The sequence below is a fragment of the Desulfosporosinus sp. genome, assembly GCF_014237355.1.
Classification (GTDB): Bacteria; Bacillota; Desulfitobacteriia; order Desulfitobacteriales; family Desulfitobacteriaceae; genus Desulfosporosinus.
In genome coordinates this window covers 19,646-37,383 of the sequence record NZ_JABZFS010000014.1, presented here as the reverse complement: position 1 = coordinate 37,383, position 17,738 = coordinate 19,646, and the positions used below count along the sequence as shown (strand labels likewise).

The following is a 17,738-nucleotide window of genomic DNA, read 5'->3' as shown; positions in this document are numbered from 1 at the left end:
ATTTAGTTAGGTGATTTTTAAAAGCTAAACTATAGAATTAATATGAGTTAGAGTTTTAGCGGAATGAAAAAGGCATGATTCGATCATAAGAGTTAGCGGAATAATTGAAAATTACGTTTGGGGGGTTTGGAGTGTTAAAAAAATTCTTAGCTGGTTTAGGTATTGACGGTGCAAAGGTAAACTTTGTAATTGATAACGAGGTAGTGGAGCTTGGTGGTGTTGTTAGTGGAAACGTCTATGTTAGTGGCGGTGGAGTAGATCAAGTAATCGAAGAAATTACAATAGCCCTAGAGGTCTCCTCAAGATACAAAGCAGGGGACCATATTAGGCATGTAAATCAGGAAATAGCTAGTGGAGTCATCGCTAAACAATTGGCGGTTAAGGCAAATTCACCTGAATTCAAAATTCCAATACGGTTTGAGCTACCTTATAATATCCCCATATCAACGAATAACACAAAATACCAGTTTAGAACAAACCTAGATATACCAAATGCAGTTGATGCAAAGGATATCGATACGATTACCATAAAACCAAACCAACTCGTCCAATGCTTACTTGATGCAATAGGTATACTTGGCTTCAGGTCTAAAGCCGATTCTGGTTCCTTCAATGGGAAGTTCCAACAGTTCGAGTTTGTCCCAACTAGATTTCTTAAAGGAAAGCTCGACGAACTTGAAGTTTACTTTGAGGCCCATGAAGATAGGATAAACGTCATGCTTCAGATAGATAAAAAGGTGAGAGGACTATTTGCTAGTGCAATGGATGATCTTGACCTTGATGAGAGGCATGTTAACTTTAGTCTTTTAAAAAACCAGTTAGTTTCTCGTGAACAAACATCCGAAATCCTCGCCAGTATCATTCAACAGGAATATGATAAGATCCCTTGTTAAGGGTGCTTGTGGGAGCGTCCCATTTTGCTTCTAAATCGATTAGTCAGGTATCAGATGATATGCCCCTTAAATAGGGAACAGCTTGTAATACCAAAACTGTTTCCTATTTAAGAGGGCATTAATTTATTATGCAATGAAAAGCCAATGCTCCTTATAAATATAATCATTTCTTCGATTAATTAGGAGGAAATGAAGGAAGTATGTGGAATAAAGTTATTTCAGACATAGAACTTCTGAAAACTCTTTAGATTAAAGTTGAGTGAAGTAGAATTAGAATTAGTACAAGTCATGAGAGGTAGGATATATGCGATGCATTAATATTGCCAGCTTAAAACCGGGTGATGTGCTCGGTAGAACCATTTATGATCATAGTGGACGAGCGTTGCTGGTAGAAAAAACGGTGCTAACTGAGAATTTTATCAATAGGCTGGTTGGACATGGGGTAGTTTCAGTGTATATTGAGGACCCCAAATGTCCCTTGGGCGGAGAAGATATTATTAGCCAACGTACGCGTCAAGTGGCAATTAATACCCTGCGCGAAATTGCTACTTCTATTTCCCAGACCTCTTTCACCAGAAAACAGGATAATGGTCGTCGAATTAGTCAATTAGTGGAGGACATTATTGAGGAATTGCTTAACCGAAAAGATTCTCTAATTAATGTGATTGATTTAAAAGATTATGATAACTATACATACGCCCACAGCGTGAATGTGGCGGTGCTCTCCTTGGTTACAGGGATTTCTTTGGGCTTGGAATATTCCCAATTAAAAAGTTTGGGTATGGGTGCATTACTTCATGATCTGGGTAAAATTTTTGTGCCGTTAGAGGTATTGAACAAATCAGGAAAACTAACTGATACGGAGTTTGCCCAAATAAAAAAGCACCCGGAGCAAGGGTTTGCTAAGGCTAAAGAAGACGATATACTAGATGCACCTGCACGGGCAGTTATCCTGCAGCACCACGAAAAGCTGGATGGTTCCGGTTATCCAGGCAATCGGAGAGGCAAGGACATCCACAATTTAGCCAAAATAGTGGCGGTAGCGGATGTTTATGATGCGTTGACTAGTGATAGACCATACAGGGCCAGATGGGCACCGGCACAAGGTTTAGAGTATATTTACACTATCGCCGGCAGCCATCTGGAAGTAGGTATAGTTGCTAAGTTCGTTCGCAACATTGCTCCTTTTCCCCTTGGGTCTTTAGTAAAATGTTCAAATGGCATGACTGGTTATGTGGTGGAAAATGAAATCAATCCACATCGTCCGGTTTTACAGGTCGATGATATAAAAATTGATCTGAATACAGAACTTAATATTACCATAACGAATATTGTTACCTAAGGTTATATTGATCAGATATTAGTACACGAAGAGTATTTGCTTAGTAAAGTAGAGGAACAGACCCGTCAAAGTACTGGGTTTGTTCCTCTAGCATTAATACCTTTTTTGTTATGTGCTGTAATTAATACCAACTAGTTATAGCTTACTGTGCCTAATTATTATTTTGCAGCTTGGGGATAAGAGTTTTCTTCTAGTACATAATTTGCTCCAAGATAACATATTTTTCTATCATCAAATTCAACAAGGTCATAGACATTCAGTTCAAGGTCAGATTGATTAATCACACCACCGTTCACCGTCACAGATCCATCTTGAATTAATTTATTTGCAACATCCTTGCCCACTTTATCCGCTATGATTTCCAATACTTTAACCATTATTAATACACCTCCTTTTTCCATAATTATATACTCTTTTTACAGAAATTGTACCATAAATCACAAAGTTCCAAGATTAAATTTATTCCTAATGTTAAGAATATTCATACACCATAAGAGTAAAGACGATGACGAATTTTGGTTAATAGAGTTGTTAAATTGACCGAGATACAATATTATTGAATAGATCTAGTTTTATTATATCAAAGCGAGGGATAAGATTTGTCCGATTACATATTGACGTATTCTAAAATCAAGTTTTTCCCACTGGAGCCTATAAAAGAAGACATCAAAATAGAGGATATTGCCCACTCATTGTCACTTATGACTCGAGCCAACGGGCATTGCAAACATTTTTATTCTGTCGCTCAACATTCGGTGCATTGCTATCGGGAAGCCAAACATCGAGAGTATTCGGAACGGGTTCAACTCGGTTGCCTTTTGCATGATGCCAGTGAAAGCTATATTTCAGATTTAACAAGGCCAGTAAAACGTAATATGCCAGAGTATTTTGCTATAGAGGAAAAATTGCAAAGTGTGATCTATGACAGGTTTGGTTTAGGGGACTTATCATCTGAAGAACGGAAACAGATAGAAAATGTTGACGACACTCTTCTACATTATGAGTTTAAAGAGTTGATGAATTATCCAATATTTGAGACTGCGCCAGAATTGGCGACTCGGCATGACTTCAGCCAAGTAAGTTTTTCGATTGTGGAACAAGAGTTTATTTCTATATTCAATCAATTGACAATCAGGAAACAAGAGGCTACCTCCAAATGAGGCAGCCTCTTGCTTAAAGTTCTCCTTTTAAACCAATACCTTCTGCTACATTTTGCATACCTAGGATCGTTTCTTTGATGATATAGTCAAGCTCCATATTCAGCATTTTTGCACCCTTCTCAATAACCTCGCGGTTTACACCTGCCGCAAAACTTTTCTGTTTCCATTTCTTTTTAAGTGATTTAAGTTCAAGGTCAAGAATACTTTTGCTTGGTCGCAGCATAGCTGTAGCTGCAATTAAACCAGTTAATTCATCGACAGTAAATAAGATTTTCTCCATTCTATGAATAGGCTCTACATTGCAACATATCCCCCAACCATGACTTTCAACAGCGTGGATATAGTCCTCGGGCCAATTGTGTTGCATTAATATCTCCCTGGCTTTTATACAATGCTGTTCAGGATACATTTCATAATCAATATCGTGTACCAATCCAATAAGACTCCATTTTTCCTTTTCAGGTTCATCAAGAATATTAGCAAAATGAAGCATGACAGCTTCTACAGCCAGGGCGTGAGTGATTAGGCTGTCATTTTTATTGTACTTAGTTAAAAGATCATAGGCTTGTTCTCTTGAAGGTGCGTTCTGTTCCACGATATAATTCCTCTTTCGTTTTTACATAAAATACTAATCTTTTATACCATGGATGTCAACTTTCTTCACTCATTTTGAAGGAGTGACAATTTAAGATTAGTTAATACTAATTGGGAAACAACGGGATAGCTCTTTCTACAGCAAAACTCTCAATACATAGCAGGAAAGTATTGTGATTTTGTCGAATCATTTTAAGGTAAGCGTTGTCTGGGCAAATTAGATGCCCAAAATTGTGTTATTCTATCGCAGGTTCACGTGAACTCCTTAACTAAAGATAAATGAGGTGAGGTAAGACTTATGTATTTTGATGCAGTAGGTAAGACAAATACAAAGGAAACGGCGGCTTTAGCCCTAAAAGCTGCGCTAGAAAAAGGGGTTAAATATATTGTTGTGGCTTCTTCGAGAGGGGACACTGCAAAAATGTTAGCAAACAATAATGAACTTGATATTATTTGCGTAACTCACGCTCATGGTTACCCAGAAGCGGGTAAAAGCGAAATGTCACAACAAATCCGCGAGGAACTAAAAGGTATAGGGATAAAGATATTGACCACAACTCATGTGCTGAGCGGAGCTGAAAGAGGTATCAGCAGAGCCTTTGGGGGAGCATATCCAATTGAGATAGTGGCTCACACTTTACGAATGCTTGGTCAAGGCACCAAAGTATGTGTCGAGATAGCGATTATGGCTCTAGACGCAGGGCTAATACCCTATGGAGAACCCATTATTGCAATTGGTGGATCCGGTAAAGGGGCAGATACAGCAATAGTCATAACCCCGTCGCATGCAAGTAGTTTATTTGAGACAAAAATTCATGAAATAATATGTAAGCCTTCATTATATTAATGAAGAAATTCATGGGGTACGTCACTTAAAACGAATTCAAAAAGAACTAATAATTAGACAGTAGACCGTCTCAGGAATGTGGCGGGCTACTGCTTTTTAGGCCTCAAATTTGGTGAAGTATCAAATAAATTTCCGAGAGGTTAAGGAGCTATTATTGTGATAACCCACGTTATGTCGGGGCTTTTATTGTTACTTCAATTTTCAACTACGTGTACACAATATTCAGCTATCCTAAGACCTAGCCAAAATAGGGGGGATTCGTGTATAGTATTACAATAGGGGGGATGCTATAGATATTTTCCACTTTAATTTATTAAGAATTGATGGGAACATAAACTAGGTTGTTTGAATGATTGACATCAAAGGGAAGGATAGTGAACATGAAAAGAAGATGGTTGGTATTATTAGTAACAATCTGTACAGTTGCTCTTCTAGCTGCTGGATGCGGTCAGAAAACCCCAGACACCGCACAAACAGGGGATCAATCTTGGAATAAAATCAAGGAAAAAGGGGAATTTATTGTTGGTTTAGACGATAATTATCCACCCGCTGGTTTCCGTGATAAAGCTGGAGAGCTGGTTGGCGTTGATATTGATTTAGCCAAAGAGGCAGCCAAACGTTTGGGTGTAAAAGCTGTATTCAAGCCAGTTCAATGGGATGGAGTTCTCTTGAATTTAAAGAGCGGTGAAATTGATCTGATCTGGAATGCCCTAGGGATTACTCCTGAAAGACAGGAGCAAATTGGCTTTACAGACGTTTATATGGAGGATCGGAATATTATCATAGTTAAGTCTGGTTCACCGATCAAGACAAAGGCTGATTTAGATGGTAAAACCATCGGACTTCAATTAGGCAGCACTGCAGAAGAAGCGGTTGCCAAAGATGAGATTTCCTCGAAAATCAAGGAAGTCAGAAAGTTTGAAAATCCTACAGTTGCTTTATTGGATCTTGATGCTGGTCGTATTGATGCAGTAGTAACTAATGAGATGAATGGCCGTTACCTGATCACTACAGAAAAAACTGCCGATAAGTACTATATTTTATCAGCAGAAGAAGGGTATTTTGGTGAAGAACCTTATGGTGTCGGTGTACGCATTGAGGATAAAGCCTTCCTTGCGGAACTTAACCGAGTTCTCGATGAAATGAAAGCCGATGGAACTTCTGCCAAAATAAGTAAGCAATGGTTTGGATCAGATATTATAAAGTAGTATAATAATAAAGTAGTATAATAATAAAGTTAAAAGGAATAGGAAGTCGATAATTTCTTCCTATTCCTTATTTCATAAGGGGACAAGAGAAAACAATGGATTATGTTCTATCGATATTACCCGTTCTATTAAAAGGGCTAAAGCTTTCCCTTACGGTTTATGGAATTGTAATTATTTTGATCTTTCCTTTAGCGATCTTGGCTGCTATTGGCAAAGTCTCAGGCCCCCCCATGATTAAAAAGATTCTACATTTATATACTTGGATCTGGCGAGGCACTCCACTTTTGCTCCAATTGTTTTTTATATACTTTGGTTTGCCATACTTTGGGATCAACTTACCGCCCCTAGTTGCTGTAATTATCGCTTTTACCTTAAATGTGGCAGCTTATGAAACAGAGATTATCCGAGCAGGAATTGAATCTATTGACAAGGGGCAGTATGAAGCTGCTAAGGCTTTGGGACTGACCTATGTCCAGACCATGCGACGGATTATTATTCCTCAAACCATTAGACGGGTGTTGCCTGCTACCTGCAATGAAGCCATTCTTACATTTAAAGATACCGCACTGGTTGCGGCAATCGGTATGGGTGATTTACTTCGCTCAGCTAAAGAAGTGGTAACTAGTGATTTCAAAATTACAGCCTTTTTTGTCGCTTTTGTATTCTACCTAATCATTTCTTCTATTTTACTACAGGTGTTTACCCGACTGGAGAAGAAATATTCGATTTACGAATAAGGAGCTGTACTAAATTAGCAGCTATGATATAAATGAAAATAACAGTCTAATTAAGGCAAACGAAGGGACAAGAGACGATAATGGATCAGATGGACTATGTTCTGAGTATACTACCGTTTATTTTATCTGGATTAAAGTTGACTGCTAAGGTTTATGTCTTTACCTTAGTATTCGCGTTGCCTTTAGGGCTTTTGGCGGCTATTGGAAAAGTTAAAGGCCCAAAGCTTCTTCAGAAGATCTTGTATTTATACACATGGATCTGGAGAGGAACACCATTGCTTCTCCAATTGTTTTTTGTGTTTTATGGCTTGCCTATTATAGGTATTAGACTCTCCCCCTTTGCAGCGGCAACAGTTACCTATGCCTTAAATTCTGGGGCGTATTTAACAGAAATTTTCCGAGGCGGAATAGAATCAATCGACAAGGGTCAATATGAGGCGGCCAAAGCTTTGGGGATGACGTACCCTCAAACCATGCGCCGGATCATCATTCCCCAAACCGTGAGACGGGTTTTGCCTCCATCCTGTAGTGAGGCTGTTAACTTGGTAAAGGAAACCGCTCTGCTCGCTGTTATAGGAATGCCTGATTTATTGCGTATCTCAACTCAGATCTTCACGAGAGATTTTAATATCACTCCTTTTATTGTGGCCTTTGGTTTGTACCTAATTATCTCTTCTGTTCTTGTCAAACTTTTTGGCACATTAGAGAAGAAGTATTCGATTTATGATTGAATAGGAGAGGGAATTTATGACGATGATACGTATGCTTGATATTCATAAACACTTTGGGAGCCTAAATGTATTGAAAGGGGTATCCTTAGAGGTCAAAAAAGGGGAAATTATTGCCATTATTGGTCCTAGTGGTTCAGGAAAAAGTACGCTCCTTCGCTGTATGAATCAATTGGAAACGATTGACCAGGGTATCATTGAGATTGAAGGTGTGGTTGTAGAGGCAGCAGGAAATGTAGACGTAAAAGTGACTGCTTCTACTCAAGAAGTAAAGGCTACCTATCGAAAAATGGGTATGGTGTTTCAAGGCTTTAACCTTTTTCCCCATATGACAGCTTTAGGTAATGTGATCGAAGCCCCCATGCTTGTAAATAAGGTGGCTAAAGATGATGCTATACAAATAGCCGAGAAACAATTAGCAAAGGTAGGTTTGCTGGAGAAGAAGGATGCCTATCCCTCAAAATTATCAGGGGGACAAAAACAGCGGGTAGCTATAGCCCGGGCCTTGGCTATGAACCCTGACATTATGCTTTTTGATGAACCAACATCAGCTTTAGACCCGGAGCTGATTGGAGAAGTGTTAAGTGTTATCAAAACACTGGCTCAGGAACACATGACAATGCTGATTGTAACTCATGAAATGGGATTTGCTAAAGAAATCTCTGACCGAGTGATTTTTATGGATGACGGAAAAATCCTCGAAGATTCTAATCCAAAGGATTTCTTCGAAAATCCTCGTCATCCTAGGATTAAAACATTTTTGGAAAAGATGCTGTAAAAGACAAATAGCTGACATCGTCAACTTGCGGGTTGGCGATTTTTTTAGTGCTTTCTAAGTTCGGATAAAAGGGAACTAAATACTAAGATTGAAATATATACAAATTGACTCAGGATTTTTACTCGTGCTACTATAGTAGAGTCATAGAAAATAATATTAATTTAAAAGGAAGTATAAAATAGTAATAATTATTAGTAACTATCGAGGTGGTTATGAAAAAGTTTGCGTTTTTATTGACTTTGGTTTTAATTATGGTAAGTTCGATTGCGGCAGGAACCTTAGCTATGTATACTGTCTCCATCGACAAATTAGCTGAGGGCAGTGTGGTCGCCAAGGAGTTCATTTTTGTTGGGGAAGGTACCGAAACTTTTCAGCAGGGACTGAAGATAGCTCCGACGGAGATTGTTCAGTGGCAGTTCAAAGTTAAAAACTATGAAAACCATGTTGTATCCGAAACTGATATGTTCTACAAGCTTACGTTTAATGTAGAAGCCTTGTTAGGTAAAAGTGCAATAGAACCCTTAACAGTGGCTGTTAAGGACTTGAACGGAAACGTGCTTAATCAAGTAAGCGGAGTTGGAACCTTCGAAGTGTTGGGGTCATTTCCTCTGGCAGTTAATGGACAAGAGCAGGATTATTTGGTCGAGATTTACTGGCCAGCTGACGAAGGGACTAACATTAATTATGCTGGCGGTAATTATGGAACGCAAATTAATGTTAATGCTGTCGCTTCGCAGATTCCTTTAGGTGCAACCAATCCTGTCCCAGAAGAACCTTCCCCGAGTAAGCAAGTCAGTATTCGCTATCAGACAACGATCCCTTGGCAGAATGGACAAAGTGGTCATTACCAATATGAATATAAGATTACCTTGACGAATCATTCTACTGAACCAATTGATCATTGGAAACTGAGGTTCCTTCTTTCTACTGACCAACTGATTAATTCTTGGAATGCCAAATTGGTGTCCAATACTACCAATGGATCCTATGAATTTTTAAATCCAGGTTATAACAACCAGTCGACAGATAGTATTCTGCCCGGGCAAAGTGTATCGTTTGGTGGTCTAGCACGAGGTATGGGCACTGAGGAGATCCAAAATGTCCTTGTGAGTGGCAGTAATATTAATATCACGAATATAGAGTTAATCTGTGAATTTGGCAAGGCATCCCTGAACTAAGGAGCCTGAGCTGGATTATATGGAAGATCTAAGGAGGGGGGAAATGAGGAAAAAGGTTCTTATAATTCTTGCCTTAAGCACAGTACTATTTGTTTCCTTAACCGTAGGCACTCTTTCTAACTATACAAGTGTCTCCTCCTTCGGTACAAGCATTTACCCCAAATTGGACAAGGTGAGGAACTAACCAGTTATTGTGTCATTATTAAAAACTAAATTTGGAGGATAACAATGAAGAAAACTTTATCGATTATCGCACTAGTCTTAATTTTATCGACGTCTTTGATCGCAGGGACATTAGCTAGCTATACTACGACCATTGATAATATTGCTGAAGGTAGTGTTGTTGCTAAGGAATTTATCTTGGTAGAAGGTGGTACAGATACTTTTGAGAACAATATAAAAATAGCGCCCACTGAGACAGTAAATTGGCAGTTTAGTGTGAAAAATTATGACGATACAGTTATCAGCGAGACAGGTATGGATCTGAATGTTGTAGTGGATGTTATAGCTGAGAATGGTAAAAGCGTAATTGCTCCCCTGGAAGTGACCGTTAAAAATGCAAATGATCACATTGAGGGGTCACTAAACTCAGAAGGGAAAATTGAATTCACCGACGAATTTGCACTGAGTGCAAACGGGCAGGAAAAGATATATACAGTATCTGTAAACTGGCCAAGCAATGACTCCGATATCAATTTTGCTGGAGCAGACTATGGAACGGTTGTAAAAGTTTCTGTAACCGGTACCCAGAAGTAATAGTGATTTAGTCGTAAGGTCATTCCAAATCGAACAGGGCACATGTATCATAATTGGTACACGTGCCCTGTTTATCAGTTTCATTGAGTCGACCTGATTTTTTATATCTCCATAGGACATAATAAATTTAATAATTTAAGCGTTTATCCCGATTTCTATTAAGAGTAGGTTAATGTAATGACACAATCAAAGTATACGACCCAAGAACAAATCGAAGCAATGCGGCGAGAAATCTTAAGTGAAAAACACAAACTAAAGGAACTATCGACGGGGAAAGGGACGTCTGTTGGCAGGCTGCAGAAGGTTAGATGGGTTAGGAAAGCAATCAGTGGAGCTGTATTTTTAGCTCTCTGCTTTCTTATTGTTTGGACAATTTTTTCGATCCAGTTGACAAGGAGCAGAGGAGAAATTCCCAGCGTCCTCGGTTATCAGCTTTTCGTAATAGAATCCGGAAGTATGGAGCCTACCTTGAAAATTGGAGCGGTTATCATCAGTAACAAAGTTGAAGACCCCTATGAACTAAGGGTTAATGATATTGTTACGTTCAGATCGATTTCTCGTGCGATTATCACACATCGAATTATTGAGGTGGTAATCAATGAGGATGGCAGTAAGGCTTACAGAACCAAGGGGGATAACCCGAAAAATTCAGCAGATCAGGAACTGCTTACACCAGATAGAGTGATCAGTCTATTTGTAGCCAAAATACCATTGACGTAACCATAACCCCTATACTCATTTTGATATTACCAAAAGAATAAGAAAGTAAATGTAATTAATGAGATTGAAGTTATATGGGAGAATTAGCATGGAACATAGTCCTGAACGGGTTGTGTTAATGGAAGGTATTTCATCTGTCGAACACTTTTTGTTAATTGACGACATACCCCGAAGAGTGCTTGGCGATATAACTCTAGTGATTAGAAGGACGGAAACTTGGGGTATTAATGGGACGTCACTGTTTGAGATTAAGTTGTTGCTAGAAATTATGGCGAATATAAGACCCTATGACGAAGGTAAATGCGTTTTAATCGAGCGGGGAATGATGAGGCGCAAAAGGGTAATTCTTAAGCATGTCTTTTATATTGGAAGCGCGGATATGCTTTACAACAATATGAATGTCCTAGAATTTCTGATGTTCGCTACTGCTCAGTTTAAGACCAATAAGGTAGAGCTCCAGGAAGAAATTTTTGAATTAATTATTACCGTAGGGCTAGGGCACCTTTCCCTAACCCCCAATCATAGTCTGACAAATGAAGAAAAAGCTGTCATTATTCTAATTGCTGCTGCTTACTCCGACAGTCTAATAATTGTATTCAACCTTCCTGAATACAAATGGGACAAAATTCTGATTGAGGCTATATCTAAGATCGCAGATTTTATCCGGGAACGGGGAAAAACCTTAATCCTCTCAACTCAAGAAAGCCTTTTAATTGAGAAGGCTTGTTCACATACGGCAGTAATACATCAAGGAAGCTTGATTTACAGCGGAACCGTGGAGAATTTCCGTTTGAAGTTTGACAAAGTGGAAGTGGTGATCAGAGATAAATCAGTCCACTCTATTAAGGAAAAACTATCTATACTTCTCCCAGGTTATAAGTTGGATATCGAAGACGACAACCTAATGATCAGCAGCATAGGTCTTAAGGTAAGTGACCCTAGTAGTATTTTTAGAATAATTCTGGAGTCCGGCTTTACGCCTGAATCGATTGAGATTAATCCCAAAACTGTGCAAAATGCCTATGAGGAGATTATGCGGCAGCATGATTTATAAAAATAGTTATTTCAGAAAAGAACTTCGCCAAGCCTATATGGAAAATAAGATCAGCACGAATCGTAAAATGGGATTCGCTCTTTTTCTAGGACTGTTTTCCTTTGCAATTTACTTTGTTTTTCAGACTCTGCAGGAAAGCGTCCTTTCCGATGTTGTCCCGGAAATTATGCAACCCAGTTTCTTCTCTACGATTTATCTATATCTTCATATCGCCGTTCTCTTTAATCTTGGTTATTATGTTTATTACTATGACGTTCTTTTTTTTACAGAAATACGAAAAAACTCCTGGTATCTTTTAATTCAAATGGGCTATCATCCGGTGACTATGTTTTTTTTAAAGCTGTTTGCTCTAATCTATTCTGTCTTTTTGATCTATACCCTTGGCTTTGCGGTTACGGTAATCCTCACATTTCTATTGAAATACAACTTTATCGCGGCATATCTCCCGACCCACTACATCGTTGGAATGGTGGACCTGCTCCTAATTACAATTCTTTGTATGACGTTTTCCCTTTTCTCGAAGACTGTGATTTATGGCAGGTATTGGACGTTCCTAACTGCCGTTATGGTTTTTATGGTAAAAAAAGTTTCGGGACAGTATGATATTATTTCCAATCGTGTGTCCATGCAAAACATAACTACGTTGTTCAACTTGGAGCTTTCATTATATTGGCAAATTGTGATGGCGATCACATTCATCTCCTGCCTGATATGCCTGTTTCAAAGTAGAAATCTTGCTAAATACTATAATTTTCCTCCTGACGCTACCATTTTACCTGAAGAAGTTGTACTTGTAGAAATTGATTCCAGAACGGGCTTGAGGAAGTTAATCAAGAGTAAAGTTAAGGAGGGTTGGCGTGCCCGAATTATTGATACGGTAACGACTGCGTTTCTGATCGTTTTTATCTGTGCTGCCTTAGCGTTCAATCTTTTCATTATTTTGATTAATGCTTCTACACCAGGTCAAGTGGTCAGCATTCGAGGGGTCATTCCCTTTGTATTTAGCTCCAGTACTATGGAACCGGAGATTATGATGAACGATCTCGCTTATTTTCAGAAAATCGATGATCAGTACCCCATCGAGGAGGGGCAGATTATTCTATTCGAAGAAAATAATGTGCTCTATGTAGAACGAGTCATTAACAAGACTGAAAGACAATTGTACGTGGATATTGATAATTACCCGCCTCTGTCGCAGATCGGAGTTATGAAAAAAACGGTGCCACGACAAGCGGTACACGGACTATACAGCGGCAGGAGTCGTTGGCTTGGAGCGTTGATCCTTTTTGCCAACACCATTGTAGGCAGGCTGCTTTTTTTGCTGGTTCCGGCTGTGTTGCTGTTTTATCAGGGACACATTTATAGGTATATTAAGAGAAGTAAAAAAGTTAAATAAAAAAGGAGTATTTCAATACTCCTAAATTTATTTAACTTTAGAACACAGATCGTTTTCAACGTTAATTTCTATTTGTTGAACGCGATTCGTTAGTTCTTTGAGTTGGTCATTAGTTTATCGACTTTCAAAGATAAGTCAACATATTTTTCATGCTCTTTTATTTCAATCAAAATCATGGTATTATGCAATCTAAGAGAATTCTGCGTCAACTAATGATTGCGCGAAAAGGCCATAGACAAAGTGCTATGGCCTTATACATATTTTAGGGACGCGAGGTTCTTGTTATTAAGAGATTATTATCAACAAGAAGATATAATCCATAGAGCAAATTTAAATTATTTGGAGGAAGAAATGGAGTCAGAAACTGTAAAACGTATTTACGTAGAAAAAAGGCCAGGTTATGATATTGAAGCTCAAGGTCTTTATAGTGATCTAATCGAAAATTTAGGGATCATAAGGTTAGAAGGCTTAAGAGTCATTAACCGCTATGACATTTCAGGAATTACGGATGAAGAATATGCAAAGTCTCGACCGATTATCTTTGCCGAGCCTCCCTTAGATTTAGTGTATGACGAAGATCTAGAAATTCCTGCTCAGGATAGAGTTTTTGCTATGGAATATCTCCCCGGTCAATATGACCAACGGGCAGATTCCGCCGCTCAGTGTATACAGATCCTGACCCAAAAAGAGCGTCCAATGATTGCTTCAGCCAAGCTGATAGTGTTAAAAGGGCAACTTTCTGAGGACGATGTTCAAAAGATCAAGGATTATTGCATCAACCCTGTTGAATCAAGGGAAGCAACTTTAGATAAACCTGAGAGTCTGGAATTTGATGCAGTGATTCCTTCAGATGTCGAAATTCTTGATGGCTTTATTGAGAAGTCTCCTGAAGAACTAAGAAGTTTTTTTCAGGAAACAGGCTTGGCAATGAGTTATGAAGATTTGGAGTTTTGTCAAAGGTATTTTCGTGATACAGAGAAACGAAATCCTACCATTACCGAAATTCGAGTCATCGACACCTACTGGTCAGATCATTGTCGGCATACGACCTTTAATACTAAGATCGAAGAAGTTTCTTTTTCAGAGGGCGAATTTTCTCGCCCCTTAACCAAGGCCTATCAAGAATATTTAGCATCTCGAGACTATGTTTACGGTGAAAATCCAGTTAATCGAGATATCTGCCTCATGGATATCGCTGTTTTAGGTATGAAGGAGCTGAAGAAACGAGGGCAATTACCTGACCTTGATCTATCGGATGAGATTAATGCCTGTAGTATCGTGGTAGATGTCAATGTCAACGGTCAAGATGAAGAGTGGCTGGTGATGTTTAAAAACGAGACCCATAACCATCCGACAGAAATCGAACCCTTCGGTGGGGCGGCAACTTGTCTGGGAGGGGCCATTCGAGATCCTTTATCAGGCAGAACCTATGTTTACCAAGCCATGCGTGTCACCGGAAGTGGGGATCCGAGGTCGAAATTAGAGGATACTCTTCCAGGTAAACTCCCTCAGAGAAAGATTACAAGAGGTGCGGCTTCAGGGTATAGTTCCTACGGAAATCAAATAGGACTGGCCACGGGACAAGTAACTGAAGTGTATGATGAGGGCTTCATAGCCAAACGTATGGAGATTGGTGCCGTAATTGCCGCTGCTCCCCGTAAGAACGTCGTACGCGAAGTTCCTGAACCGGGGGATGTCATCGTACTTGTCGGCGGAAGAACAGGTCGTGATGGGTGTGGTGGAGCAACTGGTTCTTCTAAAGAGCACACCACTGAATCCTTACTTACCTGTGGCGCGGAAGTGCAAAAAGGAAATCCGCCAACAGAACGAAAAATTCAGAGGCTTTTCCGTAATCCTAAGGTCAGTACTCTGATAAAAAGGTGCAATGATTTTGGTGCTGGTGGAGTTTCCGTAGCTATTGGTGAATTAACCGACGGTTTAGAAATTAATCTAGATGCTGTTCCCAAAAAATACGAAGGGCTTGATGGGACAGAACTAGCCATTTCTGAATCTCAGGAGCGCATGGCTGTGGTTCTGCGTCCTGAGGATTTCGAGACATTTGCTAACTATGCACAAGAGGAAAACTTAGAAGCAACACTAGTAGCTCGAGTTAGCTCTCAGCCAAGGCTCACGATGGTTTGGCGAGGGCAAGCCATCGTTGATCTCAGCCGAGAATTTCTTAATACCAATGGAGTTAAACAGACAACCAAGGTACAGGTCTCTCTACCTGAGGTTAGTGATAACTACTTTAACAGGCTTCCCTTATTAGTTGAACAAAAAATTGTTTCCTGTAATATAGAAAATGCAATAGAAAGCCAAGACGCCTTAATTAAAGAAGCTTGGCTGGCTAATCTATCTGACTTGAACGTTTGCAGTCAAAAAGGTTTGGTGGAGAGGTTTGATAGTACCATCGGAATGTCCTCCGTCTTGATGCCCTTAGGCGGATTATTTCAGGTTACTCCTGCTGAAGGAATGGTGGCAAAGCTCCCAGTCCTAGAAGGGGAAACCAATACTGCCACTATGATGACCTATGGTTATAATCCTCAATTAGCAAAGTGGAGTCCATTTCACGGTGCTTTATATGCCGTCGTTGATGCGGTGACTAGGATTGTGGCCCTGGGAGGGGATTATCGGAAGGTTCGTCTTACCTTGCAAGAGTATTTCGAACGATTAGGAACAAGTCCGGAAAAATGGGGGAAACCTTTTAGTGCTTTGCTGGGGGCTTTTTATGCTCAGAAAAAACTCGGCGTTCCGGCTATCGGGGGGAAGGACAGCATGTCTGGAACCTTTATGGATTTACACGTTCCTCCGACGCTGGTTGCTTTTGCGGTCAATGTGGGTGAAGCGGATAAAGTTGTATCCCAAGAGTTCAAAAAGTCAGGCAGTCAGGTTGTCTTAGTGAAAGTCACCAGGGATGAAGAGGAAATTCCTGATTTTGAACAATTGAGTAAAAACTATACCAAAACCTTTGAGTTAATTCGATCTGGAGTAGTACTAGCTTCGCACACCGTCAGAATGGGAGGTCTGGCAGCATCCCTTAGTAAAATGTCATTTGGAAACCGGATTGGAATATCTTTGGAAGGTTCGATTGACATTCGCAGTTTGTTTACGGCTGATTATGGTTCAATCATCTTAGAAATTAAGGAAACGGTCAATTTGGCAGAAGCCTTCGGTGAAGTACCCTTCCAAGTTCTCGGGGTGACTCAAGAAAAACCAGCTATAACGGTTTATGGGGTAGACGTTGATCTAGACACCGCTTTCCAAGCTTGGGAAAAGCCGCTGGAAAAAACCTTTCCGACCCATACAGATCCTGTGGCAGAACCCCAAGAAGTGCGCTTTAACTTAAGAAATACGCAAAAACCGTCCTTTAAAGTGGCAAAACCAAAAATCTTTATACCCGTTTTTCCTGGCACCAATTGTGAATACGATTCAGCGAAAGCCTTTGAGAAAGCTGGAGGGATCGTGGAAACCTTGGTGATCAGAAATCTGACGGCAACAGACGTAGAACAATCAATCCAAGAGATGGTAAAGAGGATAAAGAATGCTCAAATTGTTATGCTTCCGGGGGGCTTCAGTGCTGGGGATGAACCCGATGGTTCAGGTAAATTCATTGCAACCATGTTTAGAAACCCCTGGATTAGTGAAGCTGTAGCAGACCTTATGAACCAACGAGATGGTTTAATGCTCGGAATTTGTAATGGATTTCAAGCCTTGATTAAACTAGGCCTCGTTCCCTATGGTGAAATAATCGACCTGATGGAAGATTCTCCGACCCTCACCTATAACAAAATTGGACGTCACGTTTCCAGCATGGTCCAAACTAAAGTTGTCTCAGTCCTATCCCCTTGGTTTAGTGGTGTGAACTTAGGAGACATTCACTCCGTGCCAATATCTCATGGAGAAGGCCGGTTTGTAGCAGACAATCAAATGATCCAATCCTTAATTGATAATGGGCAGGTTGCTACTCAATATGTGGATCTTGATGGTAATCCGAGTAATGATGTGATCTACACACCGAATGGTTCTTATGAAGCAATCGAAGGTATTACTAGTCCAGATGGACGTATTTTAGGCAAAATGGCTCATTCCGAAAGGACAGGTTTAGATATTGCTAAAAACGTTCCCGGTAATAAGTATCAACCGATATTTGACGGCGGGGTAAATTATTTTAGAGGATAGACCTTATGCTATGAAAGCAACTTAAGCACTGTGTCATCCCGAAGGAGGGACGACTGAAGGATCTAGATCCTTCGCTATCGTTCAGGATGACATTAACCTAAACTTATTTTAGGGCAGACCTCGTGGGCGCCAGCCAAGGGTTCCTTAAAGGATTTTTCGAAGGTTTGT

16 protein-coding genes are annotated in these 17,738 nt (G+C 39.8%); 14 read left to right on the top strand and 2 right to left on the bottom strand.

Features of this window, described 5'->3' with window-relative positions:
* Positions 1-131: 131 nt before the first annotated feature.
* Positions 132-893, top strand: a complete 762-nt coding sequence (locus tag HGJ98_RS02880) for a sporulation protein (protein ID WP_291349521.1) — start codon at positions 132-134, stop codon at positions 891-893.
* A 304-nt stretch (positions 894-1,197) separates the two neighbouring features.
* Positions 1,198-2,235 carry an HD-GYP domain-containing protein gene (locus tag HGJ98_RS02875; protein WP_291349520.1) on the top strand — a complete coding sequence of 346 codons (1,038 nt, stop codon included), beginning with the start codon at positions 1,198-1,200 and terminating at the stop codon, positions 2,233-2,235.
* A 158-nt stretch (positions 2,236-2,393) separates the two neighbouring features.
* On the opposite strand, the gene HGJ98_RS02870 is transcribed toward HGJ98_RS02875, so the two are convergent.
* A complete protein-coding gene (locus HGJ98_RS02870) occupies positions 2,394-2,612 on the bottom strand; it encodes a hypothetical protein (RefSeq protein ID WP_291349519.1) in 219 nt (72 codons plus the stop codon).
* A 222-nt stretch (positions 2,613-2,834) separates the two neighbouring features.
* Between HGJ98_RS02870 and HGJ98_RS02865 the strand changes: the two genes are divergently transcribed.
* Entirely contained in the window at positions 2,835-3,395 is a 561-nt protein-coding gene (locus tag HGJ98_RS02865; protein WP_291349518.1) for a phosphohydrolase, read from the top strand.
* 13 nt (positions 3,396-3,408) lie between these two features.
* On the opposite strand, the gene HGJ98_RS02860 is transcribed toward HGJ98_RS02865, so the two are convergent.
* On the bottom strand, positions 3,409-3,990 hold the full coding sequence (locus tag HGJ98_RS02860; protein ID WP_291349517.1) for an HDIG domain-containing metalloprotein: 582 nt from the start codon (positions 3,988-3,990) through the stop codon (positions 3,409-3,411).
* A 297-nt stretch (positions 3,991-4,287) separates the two neighbouring features.
* On the opposite strand from HGJ98_RS02860, the gene HGJ98_RS02855 reads away from it, so the two are divergent.
* The 11 genes from HGJ98_RS02855 (at position 4,288) to HGJ98_RS02805 (ending at position 17,570) form a co-directional block, all read left to right on the top strand.
* Positions 4,288-4,836 carry a pyruvate kinase alpha/beta domain-containing protein gene (locus HGJ98_RS02855; RefSeq protein ID WP_291349516.1) on the top strand — a complete coding sequence of 183 codons (549 nt, stop codon included), beginning with the start codon at positions 4,288-4,290 and terminating at the stop codon, positions 4,834-4,836.
* 380 nt (positions 4,837-5,216) lie between these two features.
* Positions 5,217-6,044, top strand: a complete 828-nt coding sequence (locus tag HGJ98_RS02850) for an amino acid ABC transporter substrate-binding protein (protein WP_291349515.1) — start codon at positions 5,217-5,219, stop codon at positions 6,042-6,044.
* Positions 6,045-6,139: 95 nt separating this feature from the next.
* Entirely contained in the window at positions 6,140-6,781 is a 642-nt protein-coding gene (locus HGJ98_RS02845; protein ID WP_291349514.1) for an amino acid ABC transporter permease, read from the top strand.
* Between the two features lie 80 nt (positions 6,782-6,861).
* Positions 6,862-7,512, top strand: coding sequence for an amino acid ABC transporter permease (locus HGJ98_RS02840; protein ID WP_291349513.1), 651 nt, complete (start codon positions 6,862-6,864; stop codon positions 7,510-7,512).
* Between the two features lie 16 nt (positions 7,513-7,528).
* Entirely contained in the window at positions 7,529-8,287 is a 759-nt protein-coding gene (locus HGJ98_RS02835) for an amino acid ABC transporter ATP-binding protein (RefSeq protein ID WP_291349512.1), read from the top strand.
* Positions 8,288-8,499: 212 nt separating this feature from the next.
* Positions 8,500-9,465 carry a cellulose binding domain-containing protein gene (locus HGJ98_RS02830; protein WP_291349511.1) on the top strand — a complete coding sequence of 322 codons (966 nt, stop codon included), beginning with the start codon at positions 8,500-8,502 and terminating at the stop codon, positions 9,463-9,465.
* Positions 9,466-9,693: 228 nt separating this feature from the next.
* On the top strand, positions 9,694-10,221 hold the full coding sequence (locus HGJ98_RS02825) for a hypothetical protein (protein ID WP_291349510.1): 528 nt from the start codon (positions 9,694-9,696) through the stop codon (positions 10,219-10,221).
* 177 nt (positions 10,222-10,398) lie between these two features.
* Complete coding sequence (locus tag HGJ98_RS02820) at positions 10,399-10,941, top strand: signal peptidase I (RefSeq protein ID WP_291349509.1); 543 nt, start codon at positions 10,399-10,401, stop codon at positions 10,939-10,941.
* Positions 10,942-11,029: 88 nt separating this feature from the next.
* A complete protein-coding gene (locus tag HGJ98_RS02815) occupies positions 11,030-11,995 on the top strand; it encodes a hypothetical protein (protein ID WP_291349508.1) in 966 nt (321 codons plus the stop codon).
* A complete protein-coding gene (locus tag HGJ98_RS02810; RefSeq protein ID WP_291349507.1) occupies positions 11,985-13,391 on the top strand; it encodes a S26 family signal peptidase in 1,407 nt (468 codons plus the stop codon). The genes HGJ98_RS02815 and HGJ98_RS02810 overlap by 11 nt, the downstream gene beginning before the upstream one ends.
* 351 nt (positions 13,392-13,742) lie before the next feature.
* Positions 13,743-17,570: a phosphoribosylformylglycinamidine synthase gene (locus HGJ98_RS02805; protein WP_291349506.1), complete on the top strand. Its 3,828-nt coding sequence runs from the start codon at positions 13,743-13,745 to the stop codon at positions 17,568-17,570.
* Positions 17,571-17,738 lie beyond the last annotated feature (168 nt).